This is a genomic window from Paraburkholderia sp. CI3 (assembly GCF_050436505.1).
GTDB lineage: Bacteria > Pseudomonadota > Gammaproteobacteria > Burkholderiales > Burkholderiaceae > Paraburkholderia > Paraburkholderia tuberum.
Genome location: NZ_JBNDMI010000004.1, coordinates 2,393,295 through 2,415,781 on the forward strand (window position 1 = coordinate 2,393,295; position 22,487 = coordinate 2,415,781).

A 22,487-nucleotide genomic window follows, 5' to 3' on the forward strand; every position below is an offset into this window, starting at 1 on the left:
GACGCATCGCTGACGCGATTTCGGCCGTGGACGACCACGGCCGGCCATTCCCACGGCGGGACGGCCCGCCTTCGAATCAACACACCTTCCATGTTCGAGAAGATTCTGATCGCCAATCGCGGCGCTATCGCGTGCCGCATTCTCAGGACGTTGCGCGAACTCGACGTCACCGGCGTCGCCATCTATGCGGAGGCCGACCGTGCGAGCCGCCACGTCAGCGAAGCGCCTGTCGCGCATGCGCTCGGCGAGGGTCCGGCCGCGCTGACTTATCTCGACGTGGCCAAGATCCTCGCGATTGCGCGTCGCGAAGGCGTGCAGGCGATCCATCCCGGCTACGGCTTCTTATCGGAGAACGCGGCGTTCGGCGAAGCCTGCGAAGCGGCCGGCATCGCGTTCATCGGACCGACACCCGCGCAGCTTCGCGCGTTCGGCCTCAAGCACACGGCCCGCGAAATCGCGGCCAACGAAGGGGTGCCGATGCTCGAAGGCACCGGGCTGCTCGCGGACTTGCCGGCGGCGCTCGCGGCGGCACAGGCCATCGGCTATCCGGTGATGCTGAAGAGCACCGCGGGCGGCGGCGGCATCGGCATGCGGGTGTGCTGGAACGCCGACGAACTCGGCGCCCATTTCGATGCCGTGAAGCGCCTCGGCGAAAACAATTTCAGCGATGCCGGCGTGTTTCTGGAGAAGTACATCGAACGGGCGCGGCATCTGGAAGTGCAGGTATTCGGCGATGGCAAAGGCGACGCGCTCGCGCTTGGCGTGCGTGACTGCTCGGTGCAGCGGCGCAATCAGAAGGTGCTCGAGGAAACGCCCGCCCCCTGCCTGCCGGACGGCATTCAGGCCGCGCTCTGCGAGGCAGCGGTCAAGCTCGCGAAAGCCGTCGACTATCGCTCCGCCGGCACCGTCGAATTCGTGTACGACAGCGCCGCCGAACAGTTCTACTTCCTCGAAGTCAATACGCGTCTGCAGGTCGAGCACGGCGTCACCGAACAGGTGTGGGGCGTCGACCTCGTGCGTTGGATGATCGAACTGGCGGCCGGCACGCTCGCGCCGCTGAAGCACCTGGCGGCGAGTCTAACGCCGCGAGGGCACGCGATCCAGGCGCGACTCTACGCGGAAGATCCGGGGCGTGATTTCAAACCGAGTCCGGGCCTCTTGACCGATGTCGCGTTCCCGAATGCCGACGGGCGCGCATTGCGCATCGATACATGGATCGAGGCCGGTTGCGAAGTGCCGCCTTACTTCGACCCGATGCTCGCGAAAGTGATCGCGTGGTCGCCGACTCGCGATGAAGCGCGCGATGCGCTCGACGATGCGCTGCGCAACACCCGACTCTACGGCGTCGAGACCAATCGCGACTATCTGCGCCAGATTCTGCGCGACCGGCCGTTTGCGTCGGGCGAACCGTGGACTCGATGTCTCGAAGGGCTCAGGTATCGGGCCAGCACGGTCGAAGTCGTCAGCGGCGGCACGCAGACAACGGTGCAGGACTATCCCGGCCGCCTGGGCTACTGGGCAGTCGGCATCCCGCCGTCGGGGCCGATGGATGACCGGGCGATGCGGCTCGGCAATCGCCTGCTCGGCAATGCGGCCGACGCCGCCGCTCTCGAAGTCACGATGAGCGGGCCGACGCTGCGCTTCAACACGGATGCCGTGGTCGCCATCACCGGCGCGCAGATTCCGGTGCTGCTCGACGATGTCGCTCAGCCGCTGAACACGAGCCTCCATGTGCGGGCGGGTTCGACGCTCGCGCTCGGCACGATACGCGGCGCGGGCGCGCGCGCTTATCTGTGCGTGCGCGGCGGCTTCGACGTCGCACTGTATCTCGGCAGCCGCAGCACCTTTACGCTCGGCCAGTTCGGCGGACATGGCGGCCGCGCGATCCGCGCGGGCGACGTGCTGCATCTTTATCCGCTCGACGATGCGCAAGCCGGCGCGGCGCTCGTCGACGCGCCGACGCTCGACGGCGTGCGCACCGTTCGCGTGATCTATGGCCCGCACGGCGCCCCCGAATACTTCAGCGCCCGCTATATCGCGCAGCTGCTCGACACCGAGTGGGAGGTTCACTTCAACTCCAGCCGTACCGGCGTGCGCCTGATCGGACCGAAACCCGAGTGGGCGCGCGAGGACGGCGGCGAGGCTGGACTGCATCCGTCGAACATTCACGACAACCCGTACGCGGTCGGCGCCGTCGACTTTACCGGCGACATGCCCGTGATTCTCGGACCCGACGGCCCGAGTCTCGGCGGCTTCGTCTGTCCGGTGACGATCATCGAGGCGGACCTCTGGCAGATCGGCCAGTTGAAAGCAGGCGACAGGATCCGCTTCGCGCCCGTCGAAGTCGAAGAAGCGCGTGAGGCTGCGCGTGAGCGTCGTCGGGAACTGGAGAGCCTCGAGATTGCACCGAGTGCGCCGAGCGAAAGAAGAGCATCGCTGACGTCGCCGATCGTGCTCGATACCGGCGCGGACCGCGACAGACTCGTCGCACGTGTATCCGGCGACACACATCTGCTGCTCGAAATCGGTCCAGCGGAGCTCGACCTCGTGGCACGGTTTCGCGGACATGCGCTGATGCAGTCCCTCGAAGCGCAGCATCTGACTGGCGTCATCGATCTCACGCCGGGCATCCGTTCGCTGCAGATCCACTACCGGCCCGAGGATCTGCCGCTCGCCAGGTTGCTCGACATCGTCGCGCGGGCGTGGGACGAGGTCTTGTTGCAGAAGGATCTGCGCGTGCCGTCGCGGGTCGTTCATCTGCCGCTGTCATGGGACGACCCCGCGTGCCAGCTCGCGATCGAAAAATATATGACCACCGTGCGCAAGAACGCGCCGTGGTGCCCGAGCAACCTCGAATTCATTCGCCGCATCAACGACCTCGACTCCATCGACGCGGTCAGGCAAATCGTCTTCGATGCGAGCTATCTGGTGATGGGCCTCGGCGACGTGTACCTCGGCGCACCCGTCGCGACACCGCTCGACCCTCGTCACCGGCTGGTCACGACGAAATACAACCCGGCCCGTACGTGGACCGCAGAGAACTCGGTCGGCATCGGCGGCGCGTATCTGTGCGTGTATGGCATGGAAGGGCCTGGCGGCTATCAATTCGTCGGCCGCACGTTGCAGATGTGGAATCGCTACCGCGAAGTCGCGGATTTCGCCGGACAGCACTATTTGCTGCGCTTCTTCGACCAGATTCGTTTCTACGAAGTATCGGCCGACGAACTGTTGCGCATCCGCGCGGACTTTCCGCTTGGGCGTTTTCCGTTGCGGATTGAAGAGTCCGAGCTTTCGTTGCCGGACTATCAGGCGTTTCTCGCTAGCGAATCAGCCAGCATCGAGCAGTTCCGTTCAAGGCAGCAGGCGGCCTTCCAGGCCGAGCGCGAGCGGTGGCGTGAAGCGGGCACCTCGGAAGTCACGTTCGAGACGCCGGTCACCGAAAACACTCAGTTAGCTCCGCTTCACGACGGCGAAGTCGCCGTGGACAGCGAGATCGCCGGCAGCCTCTGGCAAGTCAAGGTGAAAACCGGCGACGCGGTCGACGCGGGCGACGTGCTGCTCATCATCGAGTCGATGAAGATGGAAATCGCGGTGTGTGCGCCGTGCGCCGGAACGGTCGGCGAGATCTACGTGGCGCCGGGTTCGCCCGTGCGCGCGGGGCAACGCGTCGCCGTCGTCGAACGTCACTAATTATCTGGACGCAAACCATGTCTTCATTCTCGTCATTCGATCTTCGCCTCCCGACACTTCGCTCCGCATACCGTGATGGAACGCTCACACCGCGCAGGCTCGTCGCTGAACTGCTCGAAAAAGCTGCGGCGCTCAATCCATCGTTCAATCTGTTCATCCATCTTCTGACCGAAGATGAAGTCGCGCCCTACCTCGACTGGCTCGACACGCAGGACGTCGAAAGCCTGCCGCTCTATGGCGTTCCGTTCGTGATCAAGGACAACATCGATCTCGCCGGCATTCAGACAACCGCCGCGTGCCCCGCGTTCGCGTACACGCCGTCGCGATCGGCGAGCGTCGTTGCGCAATTGATCGCGCTCGGCGCGGTGCCGCTCGGCAAAGCCAATCTCGACCAGTTTGCGACCGGTCTGAACGGCACCCGGTCGCCGTATGGCAAGTGTCGCAATAGCGTGCATCCCGACTATCCGTCGGGCGGCTCGAGCGCGGGGTCGTCACTCGCCGTCGCGCTCGGCGTCGCCAGTTTCGCGCTCGGGACCGACACGGCCGGTTCCGGTCGCGTGCCTGCCGCGCTGAACAATCTCGTCGGTCTCAAGCCGACTAAAGGCCTGCTGTCCACCGCGGGTGTGGTGCCCGCGTGCCGCACGCTCGATTGCGTGACGTTCTTCACGGCGACGGCGAAAGAAGCGAGCGCGTTGCTTGCGTTGAGCGCGCACCCCGATCCTCGCGATGCATACAGCCGCGCAAATCCGCAATGGAATACGGCACGCGCGTTTGGCGAGCCCACGGCGTTCAAGTTCGGCGTGCCGGCGCAACTGGAATTCGCCGGCTGTTCCGAGAGCCCCGGGCTGTTCGCGAAGGTGCGCGCGTTGCTCGAAGAAGCAGGTGGTGAAGCTGTCGAAATCGACTTCACGCCGTTTGTCGAAACCGCCAATCTGCTCTATCAGGGGCCGTGGGTGGCCGAGCGTTACAGCGTGGCGGGCGAGTTGATGACGGAGAAACCCGCTGCGGTTTTGCCCGTCATTCGCGATGTGTTGGCGAAGGCACCCGGCGCGAGCGCGGTCGAACTGTTTCGCGCGCAGTACCGCTTGCAGGAATTGAAGGCCCTCTGCGATGCGTCGATCGATTCACTCGATTTCGTTCTGACGCCGACGTATCCGCGTGCCGTGACGCTCGACGAGTTGGAGCGCGACCCCATTGGTCCGAACTCCCTGCTCGGCTATTACACCAACTTCATGAATCTGCTGGACTATGCCGCCGTCGCTACGCCGACCGGTTTCATGAAGAATGGTCTGCCCTGGGGCGTGACCGTCTTTGGCCGCGCGTTCACCGACCAGTATCTGTTGGGTGTGGCCGACCTGCTGCAACGAAAGAGCGGCGTGCACTGCGTGGGAGGTCTAACCGTCGAGCCGGAGCCGCGCGGCGAACGATGCGCGGCGAGCCACGATCGCATGCGGATCGCGGTCTGCGGCGCACACATGCAAGGTTTGCCCCTCAACCGCGATCTGCTTGCCCGACGCGCGCGGCTCTTGCAGGCCACTCAGACTGCCGCGCAATACCGGTTGTCGGCGCTGCCTGCGTCGGCGGACGGCACGAAACGTCCAGGCCTGTGGCGCGTCACCGATGGCGGCGCAAAAATTGCGGTCGAAGTGTGGGAAATGCCCAGCGCGGAGTTCGGCTCGTTTATTTCGACCGTTCCGTCTCCGCTGGTTCTGGGGAAGGTCGAACTCGTCGACGGTTCGTGGGTTGCCGGTTTCCTCTGCGAGCCGTATGGCGTGCAGTCGGGAACCGATATCTCGGAGTTTGGCGGATGGCGAGCATGGCTTGCCAGCGAGCATTGCGCGAGTTTCTGATGGAACGAACGATGAGCAGCGGCGTCGCAGGGTATGGGCAGTGAAGCGCCGCGGGTTTGGTTGGCACCTCCGGCTTCCTTCCGCAATTCCGTCGCAACTTCGAGAGGTTCCTTAATGACGCTCCGCACCGTCGCGCTCGCCGCAACCACCGCCGCGCTCACGCTCGCCGGCACGACCGCCGCCCTCATCGCACAAGCTCAAACGCCGAGCACCGCCGACAGTCAATGGCGCGCCAGTTCCACCATGCTCGCGACGCTGCTGCAGGACGGCTACAAGATCGTGGCCGTGGTCAACAACGGTCCCGCCGACACGATCTTCGTGCAGCGCGATCAGAGCGCGTTCAAATGCATCGATCCGCAGCAACCGGATGCAAAAGCAAAAACGTCGGTGGCGCCGGGCTGTTACGAACTGGTCCCGCCGAGCGGCGCCACGCCGGCGTCGGAATCCAGATAACGTGATTTGAAGCGCGAGCTCAACGTAACCCCGGACCGCGCGAAAGACTTCGGCGTCGCGCCAACACCGCGACGCTTCAGCGATCCACGAGCCGGCTCAGATTGCCGCGCACCCGCTGCAGCAGCGCGATCAACCGCGCCGCTTCTTCATCGCTGAAACCATTGAGCGCTTCGAGCGCGACCTCGTCGCCGACCTTGCGCGCCTTGCCGAGCGTGCGCTCGGCCTTCGGCGTCATGCGCACCTGGCGCTCGCGGCGATCCTGCGGATTCGCGGTCCGCTCGATCCAGCCGCCCTCCTCCATCCGGTCGAGCAGCCGGCCCGCCGAGATCGGCGCGACCTCGAGCAGATCCGCCAGCCGGGCCTGATTGATGTCGCCGTAGTGGCCGAGATAGGCCAGCACGCGACACTGCGCGCGCGTCAGATCGACCGACGACCTCGCGAGATCGTCGAACCGCTTGCCCGCCAGCCGGCCGACGTCGTAGATCAGAAAGCCGAAGCGCTCTTCGAATTGGGTTTTCATGCGCGGATTATACGGAAGCACTTCGGCGTACAGCGCGACTGCGTGTGCGTTCTATCCTCAGCATAACTCCCGATAGCGCCAACCCCTATCGACGATATACTAAGCATGCTTACTATATCGACCCTCCCCACCGTCCATGTCTTCCGCCTCCACGTCGGCGAGCGCCACTGAGCTGCTCAACCGGCCGATGATCACGATCTCGATCATGCTTGCGACGCTGATCCAGACGCTCGACAGCACGATCGCCAACGTGGCGCTGCCGCATATGCAAGGCACGCTGTCCGCGTCGCAGGACGAGATCACGTGGGTGCTGACCTCCTATATCGTCGCCGCCGCGATCGCCACGCCGCTCACCGGCTGGCTGGCGGATCGCCTCAGCGTGAAGCGGCTGCTGCTGATCGCGATCGGCGGCTTCACGGTGTCGTCCGCGCTATGCGGGCTCTCGGAGACGCTGCCGCAGATCGTCGTGTCGCGTCTGTTGCAAGGGATCTTCGGCGCGTCGCTGGTGCCGCTGTCGCAATCGATCCTGCTCGACATCAACCCGCGTGAAAAGCAGGGCCAGGCGATGGCCGTGTGGGGCATGGGCGTGATGGTCGGGCCGATCCTCGGTCCGACGCTCGGCGGCTGGCTCACCGATAGCTACAACTGGCGCTGGGTGTTCTTCATCAACGTGCCGATCGGCGCGATCGCGCTGTTCGGCGTCGCGAGCTTCCTGCCGACGCGCGAGCCGAAACACGACGTGAAGTTCGACGCGTTCGGCTTCATCACGCTCGGCCTCGCGATCGGCGCGTTGCAGGCGATGCTCGATCGCGGCGAGCAGCTCGACTGGTTTTCGTCGACCGAGATCGTGATCGAGGCGCTCGTCGCGGCGATCAGCTTCGCGTTCTTTCTCGTGCACACGGCCACGATCGGCGAGCGCTCGTTTTTCAAGTACAAGTTGCTGAAAGACCCGAACTTCGCGACCGGCACGTTGTTCATTTTCGTGATCGGCGCGGTGATGTACGCGACCCGTGCGCTGCTGCCGCCGATGCTGCAAAACCTGATGGGCTATCCGGTCGCGACCACGGGCCTCGTCACCGCACCGAGCGGCGCCGGCACGATGGTCGCGATGCTGATCGCCGGCCGGCTGCTCAAGCGCGTCGACGCGCGGCTGTTGCTGCTCTGCGGTTTCCTGATATCGGCGTTCGCGCTGTGGCAGATGATGCAGTACACGATCGTGCTATCGGCATCGGACATCGTGTGGCCCGGCGTGATCCAGGGCTTCGGACTCGGCCTCGTGTTCGTGCCGCTGTCCACGCTGACGTTCTCGACGCTGTCGCCGGAGCTGCGCGCGGACGGCACCGCGACTTATAGCCTGATGCGCAACATCGGCAGCAGCATCGGCATTTCGATCGTGCAGACGCTGATGACGCGCAACACGCAGATCTCGCACGCGGACCTCGCTGCGAACGTCACCGCGTTCAATCCGGCGCTCCAGTCGATGCTCAACAGCGGCTCGAACTATGACATCGCGGCGCTGAACGCGTCGATCACGCAGCAGGCGGCGATGGTCGCGTATCTGAACGACTTCAAGCTGATGTTCGTGGCGACGCTGCTGGTCATCCCGCTGTTGCTGCTGATCCGGCCGTCGCACAAGGCACCAGATGCGTCGGCCGCACATGCGGCGATGGATTGAGACCGAATGCGCCGACGTCCGCCTCAGCCTTCGATTCGCCCGCGCGTCACGCCGAGCAATGACGCCATCGCCGCGTACGCCGCGGCGGCATCGCGCGCGCGGATCGCGTCGAACACCGCCGTGTGCTCGGCGAGCGACGCGTTGAACACATCGGCGCGTTTCGCATTGAGCCGCAATTGTGCCTCGAGCGTGCGCTCGATCAGCGCGCCAAGCGGGATCAGCAGCTCGTTGCTGCACGCGGTGAGCACGCACAGGTGGAACTGCAGATCCGCGCGCACCCATTCGTCGACGTTGCGCGCCGCCACCATCGCGGTATGCGCGGCCGCAAGCGCACCCAACGTGTCGTCGGTGTGCGCGGCGGCCGCGAGGCCGGCGGCGTAAGGCTCGATCATCTCGCGCATTTCCTGCAGCTTGAGCGCGAACGCCATCGGCTCGGCGACGCGCGAATACCAGTCGAGCAGATCGGCATCGAGCAGATTCCACGCGGACTTGACCCGCACGCGCGTACCCACGCGCGGCCGCGATTCGATCAGCCCTTTCGACGTCAACGTGCGCAGCGCCTCGCGCAGCACCGTGCGGCTCACGCCGAACATCTCCATTAACTCGGCTTCACGAGGCAGGATCGACTCCGGCGCATAGTCGCCGCGCAGAATCCCGGTCGCCAGCAGTTGGGCGACTCGCCCGTGCAGATCGTGCGTAATGGTTTTCTCCTCGCGGTTGATGATCCCGTCGCGCAACGCGCGCGGTAAGTCGGCCAGATCTCACCACTATGTGGCAAATAATACTATTAATAGTATTTAAGTGCAGTTTTGTTGTAGCATGGAATTCCCCGAAATTTTGCATGCCCGCAGACCATGCTTTGCATGGGTTCGGAGTAAGCGCCAAAGCGCCAACTCCGATCGACACCGGAGACACACACCATGAAAATCACCAAGCTCGAAACTTTCATCGTCCCGCCGCGCTGGTGCTTCCTCAAGATCGAGACCGACGAGGGCATCGTCGGTTGGGGCGAGCCGGTGGTGGAAGGCCGCGCGCATACGGTCGCCGCGGCCGTCGAGGAACTGTCCGATTATCTGATCGGCAAGGACCCGCTGTTGATCGAGGATCACTGGCAGGTGATGTACCGCGCGGGCTTCTATCGCGGCGGCCCGATCACGATGAGCGCGATCGCCGGCGTCGATCAGGCGCTGTGGGACATCAAGGGCAAGCATCACGGCGTACCGGTGCATGCGCTGCTCGGCGGCCAGGTGCGCGACAAAATCAAGGTGTACTCGTGGATCGGCGGCGACCGTCCGAGCGATGTCGCGAACAACGCACGCGCGGTGGTCGAGCGCGGCTTCAAGGCCGTCAAGATGAACGGCTCGGAAGAGCTGCAGATCATCGACACCTTCGACAAGGTGCAAGGCGTGATCAACAACGTCGCGGCGGTGCGCGAGGCGCTCGGGCCGAACATCGGAATCGGCGTGGACTTCCACGGCCGCGTGCATAAGCCGATGGCGAAGGTGCTCGCCAAGGAACTCGACCCGTACAAGCTGCTGTTCATCGAAGAGCCGGTGCTGTCGGAAAACGCCGAGGCGCTGCGCGACATCGTCAATCAGACCAACACGCCGATCGCGCTCGGCGAGCGTCTCTATTCGCGCTGGGACTTCAAGCACATCCTGTCGGGCGGCTACGTCGACATCATCCAGCCGGACGCGTCGCACGCGGGCGGCATCACCGAGTGCCGCAAGATCGCCGCGATGGCGGAAGCCTACGACGTCGCGCTCGCGCTGCATTGCCCGCTCGGCCCGATCGCGCTCGCAACCTGTCTGCAGATCGACGCGGTCAGCTACAACGCGTTCATCCAGGAACAGAGCCTCGGCATCCACTACAACCAGGGCAATGACCTGCTCGATTACATCAAGAATCCGCAAGTCTTCAAGTACGAAGACGGCTTCGTGTCGATTCCGCAGGGCCCCGGACTCGGCATCGAGGTCAACGAAGAGAAGGTGCGCGAGATGGCGAAGATCGGTCACCGCTGGCGCAATCCGGTGTGGCGTCACGCGGACGGCAGCGTCGCCGAATGGTGATCTGAACACCTGAGCGAAGCAGGCGGAACGCCGCCGGCGGGCCACATGACACGCGGGCCGTCGCAGTAACGTAACATCCCGGACCAGCCGGCTCGAACCGGCGTTCGAGCGCTGCCGCCCCGACCTGCATCACTCCCCGCCGAGCCTTATCCCGCCTGGCTTTCGCGACGTTTGTTCGGTATCGGACATACGTATGGCCTGCTCCTTGCTGAAATGCATGCCAACAACGCATGCAGCGAGGAGCACCATGGGCGAATTCCTTCCTGACTATCTGATCCGCGAACAGGCGGCGGTCGGCGCGCTGGTTGCGTTCGGCGTGCTGCGCATCATCGGCGCGATGCTCGCGTACGAGCGCGGATGGAACATCTCGGTAGTCGGGAAATGCTTTATCGCCGCGGCGGTGCTGTACTGCCTGCCGCAGGTCTTCGATCTGCTCACGCAGATGGTCGGCTCGCACGCGGCCGGCGCCGAACTCGAAGGCAAGGCCGCGGGCTGCGCGATCGCGTTGTTCTGCGCGCCGATTCTCGGTCATCGCCTCGGCTTCGAGTAAGCGGGCTTCGCAGTGCGGCGCTTTTTACGCGGCGCGCATCCGCGGGTGCTGTCGTAGAACTGACGCACGATGGACGCGCGTGGCCGTCGCGCATCCATTGCCGATTGGTCAATCGCCTATGCCGCGCCGCGCGTTCAACCGAGCGCAGCGAACGCCGGCACGGTGTGTGACAACGCGGCCGCGACGACGAACACGCCGATCATCAGGAGCGCTTCCAGATACATCATGTTGACGAAGGTGTGCGCATCCATCGTCGATGCGGTGCGACGCAGGCGTGGCAGCGCCGATGTGCGGTTCAGCGCGCCGAGCACCAGCGCGAGCGCGACCAGCACGAGCTTCAACGTCAGCACATGACCCCACGTGCTCGCCTGAATCGCTTCGAACGAACTACCCGAGTCGCGCACCGCATTGAAGACGCCCGACAGCAACACCAACGCGACCGCAACGATCGACACGTTCGACACCTGGGTCGCCGTGCGGATCAGCATGCCCCGCGCGGTGGATGCCCCGAGCGCCGGCAGCACCGCCAGGCCGGAGGCCATCGCGAGTCCGCCCCATACGCTCGTTGCGAGCACGTGCAGCGTCTGCATGCCGATCGCGGCCGACACCACGCCGGCATCGGCCGCATGACCGAGCGACGCCTTACCCGCCGCGATCGCGAGCACCGCGAGCCACAGCAGCGTACTGCGCAGCATGCCCGTGCCATGGCTCAGCGCGGTGCCGAGCAGCACCAGCGCGCCGCCGAACGCGACGCTCCAGCCATAGCCGACATGCGTTTGCGTCAGCACCGTCGGCACCACGCCGAACGCCGCGGACAACGCGACACCGCTCATCGACGCCGCCTGATACAGGAGCCAGCCGAGATCCGCGAGCACCAGCACGATGGTGGCCGCGAGCATCGAGCGTTGCGCGCGCATCCAGCCGGGACGCGCCGGTGAAGTGCCCTGGAGCCCGTCCCTCGCGAGCCATGCGCCGAGTAGCGCCGAGCCGACGGCGAAGCCGAACGAGACGTTCATGAGCGCGGCCATTGCGACCTGCCCGATCCACAGTCCGTCGAAGTTCATTTGACGTTGAACGCGAAATCGCCATGGGTACGATGGCCGTCGGTGGCCACCGCGATCCAGTGCACCGCATAGCGGCCGCTCGTCAACTGAGGCAGCGCGAGGTGCATCGCGCGGGCGTCCGCGCTATCGACCGTCGACGCGCCCGGCGTCGCGGGCTTGCCGTTTGCATCGGCGAGTGTGATCTTGCTGAATGCGGGCTCGAGCGGCTCGGTGAAATGGATCGTCAGGTCGGTAGGCGCGACGGCGTCGGCGTTCGCGGCCGGCACGCTCGAGATCAGATGCGCATGCGCGAACGCGGTGGACGACATGGCCAGCACCACCGCGCCGGACATCAACGCTCGCAGCGTCGACGAGGAGAAATCGAATAGCTTCATGTAAGGCCGATAGCGGATGAGAACGAACGGAACATAGGCGGGCCGGCGAGGCGCATCGTCTGCACGACGGCCGGCGAGCCCGGAAGTGTACGCTTCGATGGTGCGCGCGGGGATCGGTTCAACCCGGCTTGATCGAATGCGTCACGCGGCATCACGCTTGCGGCGGCGACGCCGTGATTATTTTTGAGGCAAAGACGTCGACCACGATCCGTGACGCAACCAAAGTCCGAAACCGGCATAACGCGACACACTGTCGCATGGCGGTCACACCTGGAACCGTCTCTAATGCGGCAAATAGTCACCATTACCCTTCGATGATAGAATGCTGCGTCGCCGCAGCGACGGCTGTCCTTCACACCGAGCCGCCCGAAGTTCGGTCAGGTCCCCGATTCTGATGGAGTTACGCGTGTCTTCAAGACGCCTCTTCCGCCCGTTGCTTGCCCTTCTGTTGATCGGCACCGCGGGTGTCTATAGCGCAGCGAAAGCGCAGACTCAACCGAAGGCCCCCGACACGATGGAAGCGCGCGTGCAAGGCTGCACGGCCTGCCACGGCTCGCATGGGCAAGGCACCGACAACGACTACTTCCCGCGCCTCGCCGGCAAGCCGGCGGAATATCTGTTCAATCAGTTGCAGAACTTCCGTGAAGGGCGCCGCAGGTACCCGCCGATGAACTACCTCGTCACGTATCTCTCCGACGACTACCTGCATCAGATCGCCACCTTCTTCTCGCAGCAGCGCCCGCCGTATCCGACGCCGGCCAAGCCGACGGTCTCGGCCGCCACGCTCGCGCGCGGTGAGCAGATCGTGCTGCACGGTGATGCATCGAAGCAGGTGCCCGCTTGCGCGGCCTGCCACGGCAAGGCACTGACCGGTATGGAACCGGCGATTCCGGGTCTCGTCGGTCTGCACGCCGACTACATCAGCGCGCAGCTCGGTTCATGGCGCTCGGGCACGCGTCACGCGATCGCGCCGGACTGCATGCACACCATCGCCACGCGCCTCAGCGACGAAGACGTGAACGCCGTCGCGGCCTGGCTTTCCACTCAGCAGGCTCCGCCAAACCCCGTGCCGGCTCCGGCCCGCTCCTTGAAGACTCCGCTTGCCTGCGGCAGCGAACCGCAATAAGGCGCCGGGAGAGACATTCAAATGAAACACAAGTCTTTGTTCGCCCTCTCGGCAGTCGTCGTGGTCGCGGCCGCCGCACTCGTTCCCGTCCTCTGGTCGGGCGGCGACAATCTGCATAGCAGCGGCGCAGCCGTGGCGGCAACGCCCGCGGACCAGGCCGACCTGATCAAGAAGGGCGAGTACCTCGCCCGCGCCGGCGACTGTATCGCCTGCCACACGGTGCGCGGCGGCAAGCAGTTCGCCGGCGGCCTGCCGATGGCCACGCCGTTCGGCACGATGTTCACGCCGAACATCACGCCGGACGACCAGTACGGTATCGGCAAGTGGACCCAGGACGACTTCTATCGCGCGATGCACACCGGCCGCTCGAAAGATGGCAGCCTGCTCTATCCGGGCTTCCCGTTCACGAGCTACACGAAGGTCACGCGCGCCGACTCCGACGCGATCTACGCATATCTGCGCTCGGTCGCGCCGGTCAACGTGCCGAGCCGTCCGCACGAACTGAAATTCCCGTTCAACCAGCGCAACATGCTGATCGGCTGGCGCACGCTGTTCTTCCGTGAAGGCGAGTTCAAGCCGGATCCGACCAAGTCGGTCGAATGGAACCGCGGTGCGTATCTGGTCGAAGGCCTTGGTCACTGCGGCATGTGCCACACGTCGATCAATGCGATGGGCGCCCCGGTCAACTCGGCCGCGTTCGCGGGCGGCCTGATTCCGCTGCAGAACTGGTATGCGCCGTCGCTGACGTCGAACCGCGAAGCCGGCCTCGGCGACTGGGACCTCAAGGACATCGCCGACCTGCTCAAGACCGGCGTGTCGAGCCGCGGCGCGGTGTTCGGTCCGATGGCCGAAGTGGTTCACAACAGCCTGCAGTATCTGTCGACCGAAGACATCAACGCGATGGCGACGTACCTGAAGACGATTCCGCAGAAGAGCGAAGCACCGGAACCGCTGCAGCTCGAAACCTCGGAAAAATTCGGCGGCGAACTGCTGAAGCAAGGTCAGAAGATCTACGCTGACAACTGCGCGAAGTGCCACGAGGATAACGGTCTCGGCCGGCCGCCGGCATTCCCGCCGCTCGCGAACAACCAGTCGATCCAGATGCCGTCCGCGGTCAACCCGATCCGCATGGTGCTGAACGGTGGTTATCCGCCGAGCACGGAAGGGAACCCGCATCCGTATGGCATGCCGCCGTTCGCGCAGGCTCTGTCGAATCAGGAAGTCGCAGCGGTCGTGACGTACATCCGTATGTCCTGGGGCAACCACGGCACGGCCGTGTCGCCGCAGCAGGTGGCCGATCTGCGTTCGGCGCCGCTCGACTAAGCAGCGTTCGACGCACCCCGGGCGCGGCCTGCGGAATTCGCGGCCGCGCCCTTCGTTTTTTCAGGACCGGTATCATGTAGGGCTATTTGTGTTGGAGGTTGCCCTCGTGGGACCGTGCAGGAGGAAAGAGTTGTGCCCTTCGGTGAGCGTTTGAACAGCATCACCCATCTCGTCGGCGCCGTGCTGTCGGTGGTGGGGCTGGCGGCGCTCGTCACGATGGGCGCGCTCGCCGGCGACGCGTACAAGGTCGTCAGCTTCGCCGTATATGGTGCGATGCTGTTCGTGCTGTATGCGATCTCGACGCTGTATCACAGCGTCAGCCATCCGCGTCTGAAGGCGGTTCTGCAGAAATGCGATCATTCGGCGATCTACCTGCTGATCGCCGGCAGCTACACGCCGTTCACGCTCGTCACGTTGCGTGGACCGTGGGGCTGGTCGTTATTCGGCGTGAGCTGGGGGCTCGCTGCCCTCGGCATCGTGCAGGAACTCACGCTCGGGCGACGCACCCGCAGCGTGTCGATGGTGCTGTATGTGTTGATGGGATGGCTCGCGCTCGTAGCCGTCCACCCGCTGGTGCAGGCGTTGCCGGCCGCGGGGACCGCGTGGCTCGTGGCCGGCGGCGTCATCTATAGCGTCGGCATCTATTTCTTCATCAACGACGAGCGCATCCGCCACGGACATGGTATCTGGCACCTGTTCGTACTGGCGGGCAGTCTGTGTCAATTCGTCAGTGTCGCGCGCTATGTCGCGTGACATTCCACGGCGACGAATTGCAACTTAAGGCCAGTCGACGTGTCTGCATAGCGCGTTGAAACATTCGGCACATCTGTGAGCGTGCCGCCGATTTCTCCGTGAACGGAACCGGGCCTCGGCCTCGAACACCCATGCGGGCGTGTCGATGCCGCGCTGGTTTTTCCGCGTTGGGGTCCTTTGGGCCCAGCGGGGCCGTTCGCGACACTGCATTGCAAAGAGCTTTTATGTCTTTTGATTCCCTCGGCTTGTCCGAACCGCTGGTCCGCGCTGTCAATGAACTCGGCTACACCAGCCCGACTCCGATCCAGACTCAGGCGATCCCGGCCGTGCTCAACGGCGGCGATCTGCTCGCCGGCGCGCAAACCGGCACCGGCAAGACCGCCGGCTTCACGCTGCCGATCCTGCAGCGCCTGAATTCGATGCCCCCGGCCGCCGGCGGCAAGCGCGTGGTGCGCGCGCTGATCCTCACGCCGACGCGCGAACTTGCCGCGCAGGTCGAAGAAAGTGTGCGCGCCTACGGCAAGTACCTGAAGCTGAAGTCGACCGTGATGTTCGGCGGCGTCGGCATCAATCCGCAGATCGATGCGCTCAGGCGCGGCATCGATATCGTCGTCGCGACGCCGGGCCGTCTGCTCGATCACATGCAGCAGAAGACCATCGACCTGTCGCATCTCGAGATCCTCGTGCTCGACGAAGCCGACCGCATGCTCGACATGGGCTTCATCCACGACATCAAGCGCGTGCTCGCGAAGCTGCCGCCGAAGCGCCAGAACCTGCTGTTCTCGGCGACCTTCTCCGACGAGATCAAGACGCTCGCCGATGGCCTGCTCGACTCGCCAGCGCTGATCGAAGTCGCGCGCCGCAACACGACGGCCGAAACGATCGCGCAGAAGATTCACCCGGTCGATCGCGACCGCAAGCGCGAGTTGCTCACGCATCTGATCCGTCAGCACAGCTGGTTCCAGGTGCTCGTGTTCACGCGCACCAAGCACGGCGCGAATCGCCTCGCCGAGCAGTTGGCGAAGGACGGCATCAGCGCGCTCGCGATTCACGGCAACAAGAGCCAGTCTGCACGCACGCGCGCGCTCGCCGAGTTCAAGGACGGTACGCTGCAGGTGCTGGTGGCGACCGACATCGCCGCACGCGGCATCGATATCGATCAGTTGCCGCACGTGGTCAACTTCGATCTGCCGAACGTGCCGGAAGACTACGTGCATCGCATCGGCCGCACGGGTCGCGCGGGTGCGACCGGCGAGGCGGTGTCGCTCGTGTGCGTCGATGAACTGCAGTTGCTGAAGGACATCGAGAAGCTGATCAAGCGTCCGGTCCCGCAGGAAGTGATCGCCGGTTTCGAGCCGGACCCGACCGCGAAGCCGGAGCCGATCCTGCGACGCGGGCAAGGCGGCGGCGGGCGCTCGCCGCGCCAGGGACAAGGTGCGGTGCGTCGTGACGGCGGTGCTGGTGGTGGCGCACCGGCCAAGCCGGCTCAAGGCTCCGGTCAGCGTTCGGGACAAGGCACGGGTCAGCGTTCGGGCCAGCGTGCGTCGAACGCTCAGCCCACGCCGCGGCCACAAGGTGCGAAGCCGGCCGGCAATGGCAGTCAGCCGCGTCGCGATACGCAGCGTAACGACGATCGGCCGCGTCCCGCCGCGCATGATGGCGCTCCCGCGCATCATGCGCCGCGCAAGCCGCAGGGCAATCGTTCGCACAACGGCAATCCGGGCGCGTTGCTTGGCGGCGGCGCGAAGCGCAACGATTCGCCGCGTGCTGCGCAACCGTCGCGCAACGGCGACCGTGGCCGTTAAGCGTCGCGCGGCCTAAAGGCTGCCCGCGCATCAGCCGTTAGCGCTTCCCTGCTCGAAGACTAACGGCGGCTCGCGGCGGCAGCCTGCTTCAAATGCTCGACCTGCCGTTCCCATCGCTCGAGCACTACACTCCCCTCTCCTTGCAATTCGAACGTGATGCCGCCCGTGAGGCGCGCATAACGGACGCTTTGCGCTTCCGCTGTGTCGATCGAGCCGAGCAGATAGACGAGGCCGCTGTCGTCGCCAGCAACACCGGGCAGCGGCGCGACACGCAACTGCACCTGATAGAACGCCGCATCGCAGACGAAGCTCAGCGCCGCGCGCCCGCTTTGCGCGATCGCGCGCGTCGCGCGCGCCTGCGGCCATAGCGCGATGCACAGCGTGCGCGAGTCGGGCGCATAGAGTTCGCCGACGCTCAGCAGAGATGTGCGCACGTGGCCGTTCGCATCGACGGTCAGTAGCGACGCGGTGAAGCCCAGCTTGTCCGCAAGCGACGAACCGTCGAACAACGCGCGCACGTTGGCCGGCCATTCGTCGAACACGATCTGTTCGAGCGGACGCGCGGACGTAGATGCGGAGGAGGAAGCGCTCATGCCATCGATCCAGTCGAAGTAGTCGGTAAAGCTCCATCATGCCTCGAAAAAACCAGAGCCCGCATGAGCGGGCTCTGGTTCGTTTCGTCAGGTCGTTGCAGCTGCATTCAGCCGATGCCTCGCGCAACGTTCGATAGCTCAGCGAAAGAATACGTGCTGCGTGATCTTCGCGAGCGGATAATGCACACCCGGCTGAATGCGCGCCGGCAGATCGAGCGGCTTGAGCAGCATCTTCACGCACATGTCGGCGGACAGATTGCGGCGCACCAGCTTGTTGATGCGCGCCGCGCGCTCGCGGTTATACGCGGAGTCGTGCACGCGCTCCGGATAGCGAATCGCGAACACGTGCCGCAACGCGATCTCCGAATCTTCGTTCTTGATTTCCATCACGCGACGCATCAACGCGCCCAGCACCGCGAGCCGACCGTTGCCCTCGATCCGGTTGTACTTCTTGAAGTACCTGAAAAAGTGCTTGTAGTGACGGACCTCGTCGGTGCGGATGTTGTCGGTGATCTGCTTGAGGACCGCTTCGTCCGAGCACTCGTTGATCGCGCGGTACAGCGTCGCGGTACCCGTTTCGACTACGCAACGCGCGACCATCTCCAGCGCGCGGGTCTTTTCGAAATCCTCGACCGAGCACGTGAGCGAATACTCGCCCATGAAATTGCGGAACGCGGTGTCCCAGTCGAACTCGGGCCATACATACGCGATATAGGTCTTCAGCGCCCGGCCGTGCTGCATTTCCTCGGGCTCCCACTCGTGGTTGAGCCAGGCCGAGACCTCGGGATCGTCGTTGAAAAACGTACTCAGATTGCTGGTGTAGAGATCGGTGCCGCTTTCGATGAACGAAGCCGCGCACAACAACAGCAGCAGGTCCTCGTTGGCCGCGGCCTTCTGACGGTCAATGCGCGTCAGATCGATGTCTTCGATCCGCCAGGGCATGACATGGTTCAGCTCTGTGTGCATCGTGTCTTGCTCCCATGCTGTACCGACCCGTGGAGTTCTTCGCAACTGCCACCGCGCTCGCCGTGATGTTTCTGCGTGTCGGATACAACGCCGTGAATTAGAGTTGGGCCCTTGTACTCTGCATCTTAGCCGGAGATATCCGACCATGCAGATCACACAGCACTGACCATGCCGCATCGACGCAGTTCCGATTTCAAGATAGTCGAAATCTTCCAACGTGTTAAAACGATGTGCGCAAGGCAAAAAAAAGCCAGCCCAAAAGGCTGGCTTTTCGGACAGACATCAGACCCGGCGGGGTTGGGGACACGGGCGGGCGCCCTAGGCGGGCTCCCCTAGGCGGGCCCCCTCTTCCTCAGGCAGGTTGCACGTCGCCCGGGATGGGACGCACGCGACGCATGCGTAGCGCGACGATGATCAGCGATACGCCCGAAAGTACCGCCGCAAGCAGGACGTAATAACTTGGCGCGAGTTTGTCGCCGGTCAAATGAATGAAGGTTTCGACGATGGTCGGCGCGAAGCCGCCGAAGATCGTCACACCGATGCTGTAACCGATTGAAAGGCCAGTCGAGCGCACGTGGGTCGGGAAGATCTCCGACATCAGCGCGGGCATCGGCCCCGAGTACGAGGCCTTGAAAATACCGGCGACGCCTTGCAGCACGAGCAGCCAGCCAATCGTCGGATGTGTCTGCAGCCATGCGAACATCGGATAGATCAGCAGGCCCATCAGGATCGACGTGCTCAGCATGATGCGAATTCGGCCGATGCGATCGGACAGCGCGCCCATGATCGGCGAGAAGATGAACTGCATGCCGCCGTTCAGCACGACCACGCCGAACGACGCGGCCGCCGCCATATGCAGCTGCTTGACCGCGTAAAGCGGCATGTAAAGCTGCAGCACGTACACGCCGACCGTCGACTGCGCAACCATGCCGATCGCGAGCAGCAGGTTGACCCACTGATTCGAGAACGACGCGTCCTTCGTTCCGCTGACGACCTTGTGCTCGCCAGCCGCCTCGCGAGCCGCGCGTTCTTCCCGCAATGCGAGGAATTCGGGCGTCTCGTCGAGATGCGAGCGGATGTAGTAGCCGACCGGCCCGACCAGCAGACCGAACACGAACGGCACACGCCAGCCCCAGCTGTTCAGATGCTCGGCCGGCAGCCACGCGGTCAGCAGCGAACCGAAGGCCGCCGCGGTGATCGCCGCGAGACCCTGGCTCGCGAACTGCCAGCTCGCGTAGTAGCCGCGCCGAGTCGCGCTGTGCTCGACCATGAACGCGGTCGCGCTGCCGAACTCGCCGCCGACCGCGAAGCCCTGCACGAGCCGCGCCAGCAGCACCAGCAGCGGCGCCGCGAGACCGATCGTCGAAAACGGCGGCATCACGGCCATCGTGAAAGTACCGACCATCATCAGCGCGATCGCGAGCGTGAGCGCCTCCTTGCGGCCCTTGCGGTCGCCGTACACGCCGAGCACGATCGCGCCGAGCGGGCGCATCAGGAACGAGAGGCCGAAAGTGGCGATCGCGAGCAGCGTCGACAGCCACTCGTCCTGCATCGGGAAGAACTGTTTCGCGATGATCGTCGCGAAGTAGCCGTAGACCAGGAAGTCGAACCACTCGAGCGCGTTACCGATCGACGACGAGAAAACGATCCGCCGCACCATCGCTTTCGAAAGCGGCGCGGCGTGGGGGGAAGCGGTCGTCGAGTGCGACGCGGGGGTGTTCATGATGGTCTCCTGCCTGTCTGCTGCGTGATAGCCGTGGTAGGTGCGGCACCGCCTGGGTCAGCGAGGCGGCTGGCGGGCGCGCAATAGCGCGGCATACGGCATGCCGCGCGTTCGTTACGTGTTACCGGGTGTCGGACCTGAGTCCCGGTGCGGACCTCGGCCCCGGGCGTTGCCTCGTTGTGGCCTAGAAGCCGGCGGCGAGACCGTCGCGGCGGCTGTCGCTGGCCGCCACGTAGCCGCGCTCCGGCTCGTTGCGATCGAGTTGCCAGATGAACTGGCCGGAGCCGAAGTCCATGTACGGATCGTCGACCGACTTGATCGTGTGGCCGAGCTTCTGCAGGCCCTCGGTGGTCTTCGGATCGAGCGTCGACTCGATATCGACCGTGAAGTCGCGGTTGACCTTCCAGCGCGGCGCGTCGCACGCGGCCTGCGGCTGCTGAGCGTAATCGAGCATGCGCACCACCGTTTGCAGATGGCCTTGCGGCTGCATGTCGCCGCCCATCACGCCGAAGCTCATCACCGCTTCCTGCTGACCGTTCACCTGCTGCGTGAGGAACGCCGGGATGATCGTGTGGAACGGCCGCTTGCCGCCCTCCACGACGTTCGGCGACTTCGGATCCATCGAGAAGCCGCAGCCGCGGTTCTGCAGCGCGATGCCGCTGTCCGGCACCACCACACCCGAGCCGAAGCCCATGTAGTTCGACTGGATGAAGCTGACCATCATGCCGCTCTCGTCCGCGGCCGACATGTAGATGGTGCCGCCCGCCTTCGGCATACCGAAGTCGAAGTGCGTCGCCCGCTTCGGATCGATCAGCTTCGCGCGCGAGCTCAGGTACGCGTCGTCGAGCATCTGCTCGGGCGTGACTTCCATCGACCGCGGATCGGCCACATAGCGATACAGGTCGGCAAACGCGAGCTTCATCGCTTCGATCTGCAGATGCTGCGACTCGACGCTGTCGACCTTCAGCGACTTCACGTCGAACTTCTCGAGGATGCCGAGCGCAACCAGCGCCGCGATGCCCTGGCCGTTCGGCGGAATCTCATGCACGGTGTAGCCGCGATAGTCCTTGCCGATCGGCTCGACCCAGTCCGCGCGGTAGTTGCGGAGATCGTCGGCGCTCAGCGCGGCGCCGCCTTCGCGTGCGAACGCGGCGATCCGCTCGGCGATCTCGCCTTCGTAGTACGCGCGCGGGCCCTGCTCGGCGATCAGGCGCAGCGTCTTCGCGTGACCGGGCAAGCGCACCAGCTCGCTGACCTCAGGCGCGCGGCCGCGCGGCATGAAGGTCTGCGCGAAGCCCGGCTGATCCTTCAGTTCCGGCACCGCGGCCGCCCATTTGTACGCGACGATGCTCGCCACCGCGTGACCGCGCTCGGCGATCTCGATGGCCGGCTCCATCAGGTCGGCGAACGGCAGCTTGCCGAACTTCTGGTGCAGCGCTTCCCAACCGGCGATCACGCCCGGCACCGTGACGGCGTCCCAGCCACGCTTCGGCTGTTTCGCGAAGCCGTTTTCCTCGCCGTATTTGCGCTTGAAGTAATCGACGTTCCACGCAGCCGGCGACACGCCCGACGCGTTCAGACCATGCAGCTTCTTGCCGTCCCACACGAGCGCGAACGCGTCGCCGCCCAGGCCGCACGACACCGGCTCGACCACTGTGATCGCTGCGGCGGCCGCGATGGCCGCGTCGACGGCATTGCCGCCCTTCCACAACATGCGCAGCCCGGCCTGCGCCGCGAGCGGATGCGAGGTCGAAACGATATTGCGTGCGAATACGGGCAGACGTTGCGTCGGATAAGGGTTTTGCCAGTTGCTGAAGCCAGTCATGTCGAACACTCTCGAAAGCGCGGGCCGGCACGAAAAAGTCGCCGGACATCATGGGAAAGGTTGTAAGGCAGGTAAATCGCGGAACGCAGGATTGCATCGCGAAGCGCACCAAAAAACAAATTCATTTA

Annotated in this window: 18 protein-coding genes; 10 read left to right on the forward strand and 8 right to left on the reverse strand. The window is 64.6% G+C overall.

Annotated features, from left to right (window positions below; genetic code table 11):
* The first annotated feature begins 90 nt into the window (after positions 1-90).
* From uca to OKW29_RS32460, 3 genes are all read left to right on the forward strand, one after another.
* Entirely contained in the window at positions 91-3,690 is a 3,600-nt protein-coding gene (uca, locus tag OKW29_RS32450) for an urea carboxylase (protein ID WP_429293895.1), read from the forward strand.
* Between the two features lie 17 nt (positions 3,691-3,707).
* Entirely contained in the window at positions 3,708-5,540 is a 1,833-nt protein-coding gene (gene atzF / locus OKW29_RS32455) for an allophanate hydrolase (RefSeq protein WP_429293896.1), read from the forward strand.
* Between the two features lie 114 nt (positions 5,541-5,654).
* The gene (locus OKW29_RS32460; protein WP_184066583.1) at positions 5,655-5,993 is read left to right on the forward strand and encodes a hypothetical protein; all 339 of its coding nucleotides are present in this window, start codon (positions 5,655-5,657) and stop codon (positions 5,991-5,993) included.
* Between the two features lie 76 nt (positions 5,994-6,069).
* Here OKW29_RS32460 and OKW29_RS32465 read toward each other — a convergent pair whose 3' ends face one another.
* Positions 6,070-6,513: a MarR family winged helix-turn-helix transcriptional regulator gene (locus tag OKW29_RS32465; RefSeq protein WP_090801762.1), complete on the reverse strand. Its 444-nt coding sequence runs from the start codon at positions 6,511-6,513 to the stop codon at positions 6,070-6,072.
* A 187-nt stretch (positions 6,514-6,700) separates the two neighbouring features.
* Here OKW29_RS32465 and OKW29_RS32470 point away from each other — a divergent pair, with 187 nt between their 5' ends.
* Positions 6,701-8,188, forward strand: a complete 1,488-nt coding sequence (locus OKW29_RS32470; protein WP_429294984.1) for a DHA2 family efflux MFS transporter permease subunit — start codon at positions 6,701-6,703, stop codon at positions 8,186-8,188.
* A 23-nt stretch (positions 8,189-8,211) separates the two neighbouring features.
* Here the strand turns inward: OKW29_RS32470 and OKW29_RS32475 are convergent, their stop codons facing one another.
* The gene (locus OKW29_RS32475; protein ID WP_429293897.1) at positions 8,212-8,925 is read right to left on the reverse strand and encodes a FadR/GntR family transcriptional regulator; all 714 of its coding nucleotides are present in this window, start codon (positions 8,923-8,925) and stop codon (positions 8,212-8,214) included.
* Between the two features lie 183 nt (positions 8,926-9,108).
* On the opposite strand from OKW29_RS32475, the gene dgoD reads away from it, so the two are divergent.
* Together dgoD and OKW29_RS32485 are read left to right on the forward strand one after the other, a co-directional pair.
* Entirely contained in the window at positions 9,109-10,257 is a 1,149-nt protein-coding gene (gene dgoD / locus OKW29_RS32480) for a galactonate dehydratase (RefSeq protein ID WP_429293898.1), read from the forward strand.
* Positions 10,258-10,504: 247 nt separating this feature from the next.
* Positions 10,505-10,807, forward strand: a complete 303-nt coding sequence (locus OKW29_RS32485) for a hypothetical protein (RefSeq protein ID WP_184006488.1) — start codon at positions 10,505-10,507, stop codon at positions 10,805-10,807.
* A 134-nt stretch (positions 10,808-10,941) separates the two neighbouring features.
* On the opposite strand, the gene OKW29_RS32490 is transcribed toward OKW29_RS32485, so the two are convergent.
* Positions 10,942-11,871 carry a CopD family protein gene (locus tag OKW29_RS32490; protein ID WP_429293899.1) on the reverse strand — a complete coding sequence of 310 codons (930 nt, stop codon included), beginning with the start codon at positions 11,869-11,871 and terminating at the stop codon, positions 10,942-10,944.
* Positions 11,868-12,245 (reverse strand): copper homeostasis periplasmic binding protein CopC, encoded by a 378-nt coding sequence (copC, locus tag OKW29_RS32495; RefSeq protein WP_429293900.1) that lies wholly within the window; start codon positions 12,243-12,245, stop codon positions 11,868-11,870. Before copC ends, OKW29_RS32490 begins: the two co-directional genes overlap by 4 nt.
* A gap of 394 nt (positions 12,246-12,639) precedes the next feature.
* Between copC and OKW29_RS32500 the strand changes: the two genes are divergently transcribed.
* The 4 genes from OKW29_RS32500 (at position 12,640) to OKW29_RS32515 (ending at position 17,252) form a co-directional block, all read left to right on the forward strand.
* Positions 12,640-13,371 carry a c-type cytochrome gene (locus OKW29_RS32500; protein ID WP_184022971.1) on the forward strand — a complete coding sequence of 244 codons (732 nt, stop codon included), beginning with the start codon at positions 12,640-12,642 and terminating at the stop codon, positions 13,369-13,371.
* Between the two features lie 21 nt (positions 13,372-13,392).
* The gene (locus tag OKW29_RS32505; RefSeq protein ID WP_187609941.1) at positions 13,393-14,694 is read left to right on the forward strand and encodes a c-type cytochrome; all 1,302 of its coding nucleotides are present in this window, start codon (positions 13,393-13,395) and stop codon (positions 14,692-14,694) included.
* A 132-nt stretch (positions 14,695-14,826) separates the two neighbouring features.
* Entirely contained in the window at positions 14,827-15,447 is a 621-nt protein-coding gene (trhA, locus tag OKW29_RS32510) for a PAQR family membrane homeostasis protein TrhA (protein ID WP_429293901.1), read from the forward strand.
* A 224-nt stretch (positions 15,448-15,671) separates the two neighbouring features.
* Positions 15,672-17,252 (forward strand): DEAD/DEAH box helicase, encoded by a 1,581-nt coding sequence (locus tag OKW29_RS32515; protein WP_429293902.1) that lies wholly within the window; start codon positions 15,672-15,674, stop codon positions 17,250-17,252.
* A gap of 59 nt (positions 17,253-17,311) precedes the next feature.
* Here the strand turns inward: OKW29_RS32515 and OKW29_RS32520 are convergent, their stop codons facing one another.
* From OKW29_RS32520 to ggt, 4 genes are all read right to left on the reverse strand, one after another.
* Positions 17,312-17,845, reverse strand: a complete 534-nt coding sequence (locus OKW29_RS32520) for a hypothetical protein (protein ID WP_429293903.1) — start codon at positions 17,843-17,845, stop codon at positions 17,312-17,314.
* Positions 17,846-17,983: 138 nt separating this feature from the next.
* Entirely contained in the window at positions 17,984-18,811 is an 828-nt protein-coding gene (locus OKW29_RS32525) for a ferritin-like domain-containing protein (RefSeq protein WP_026226031.1), read from the reverse strand.
* Positions 18,812-19,163: 352 nt separating this feature from the next.
* A complete protein-coding gene (locus OKW29_RS32530) occupies positions 19,164-20,534 on the reverse strand; it encodes an MFS transporter (RefSeq protein WP_429293904.1) in 1,371 nt (456 codons plus the stop codon).
* A 184-nt stretch (positions 20,535-20,718) separates the two neighbouring features.
* Positions 20,719-22,359 carry a gamma-glutamyltransferase gene (gene ggt, locus OKW29_RS32535; protein ID WP_187616434.1) on the reverse strand — a complete coding sequence of 547 codons (1,641 nt, stop codon included), beginning with the start codon at positions 22,357-22,359 and terminating at the stop codon, positions 20,719-20,721.
* Between the last annotated feature and the right edge of the window lie 128 nt (positions 22,360-22,487).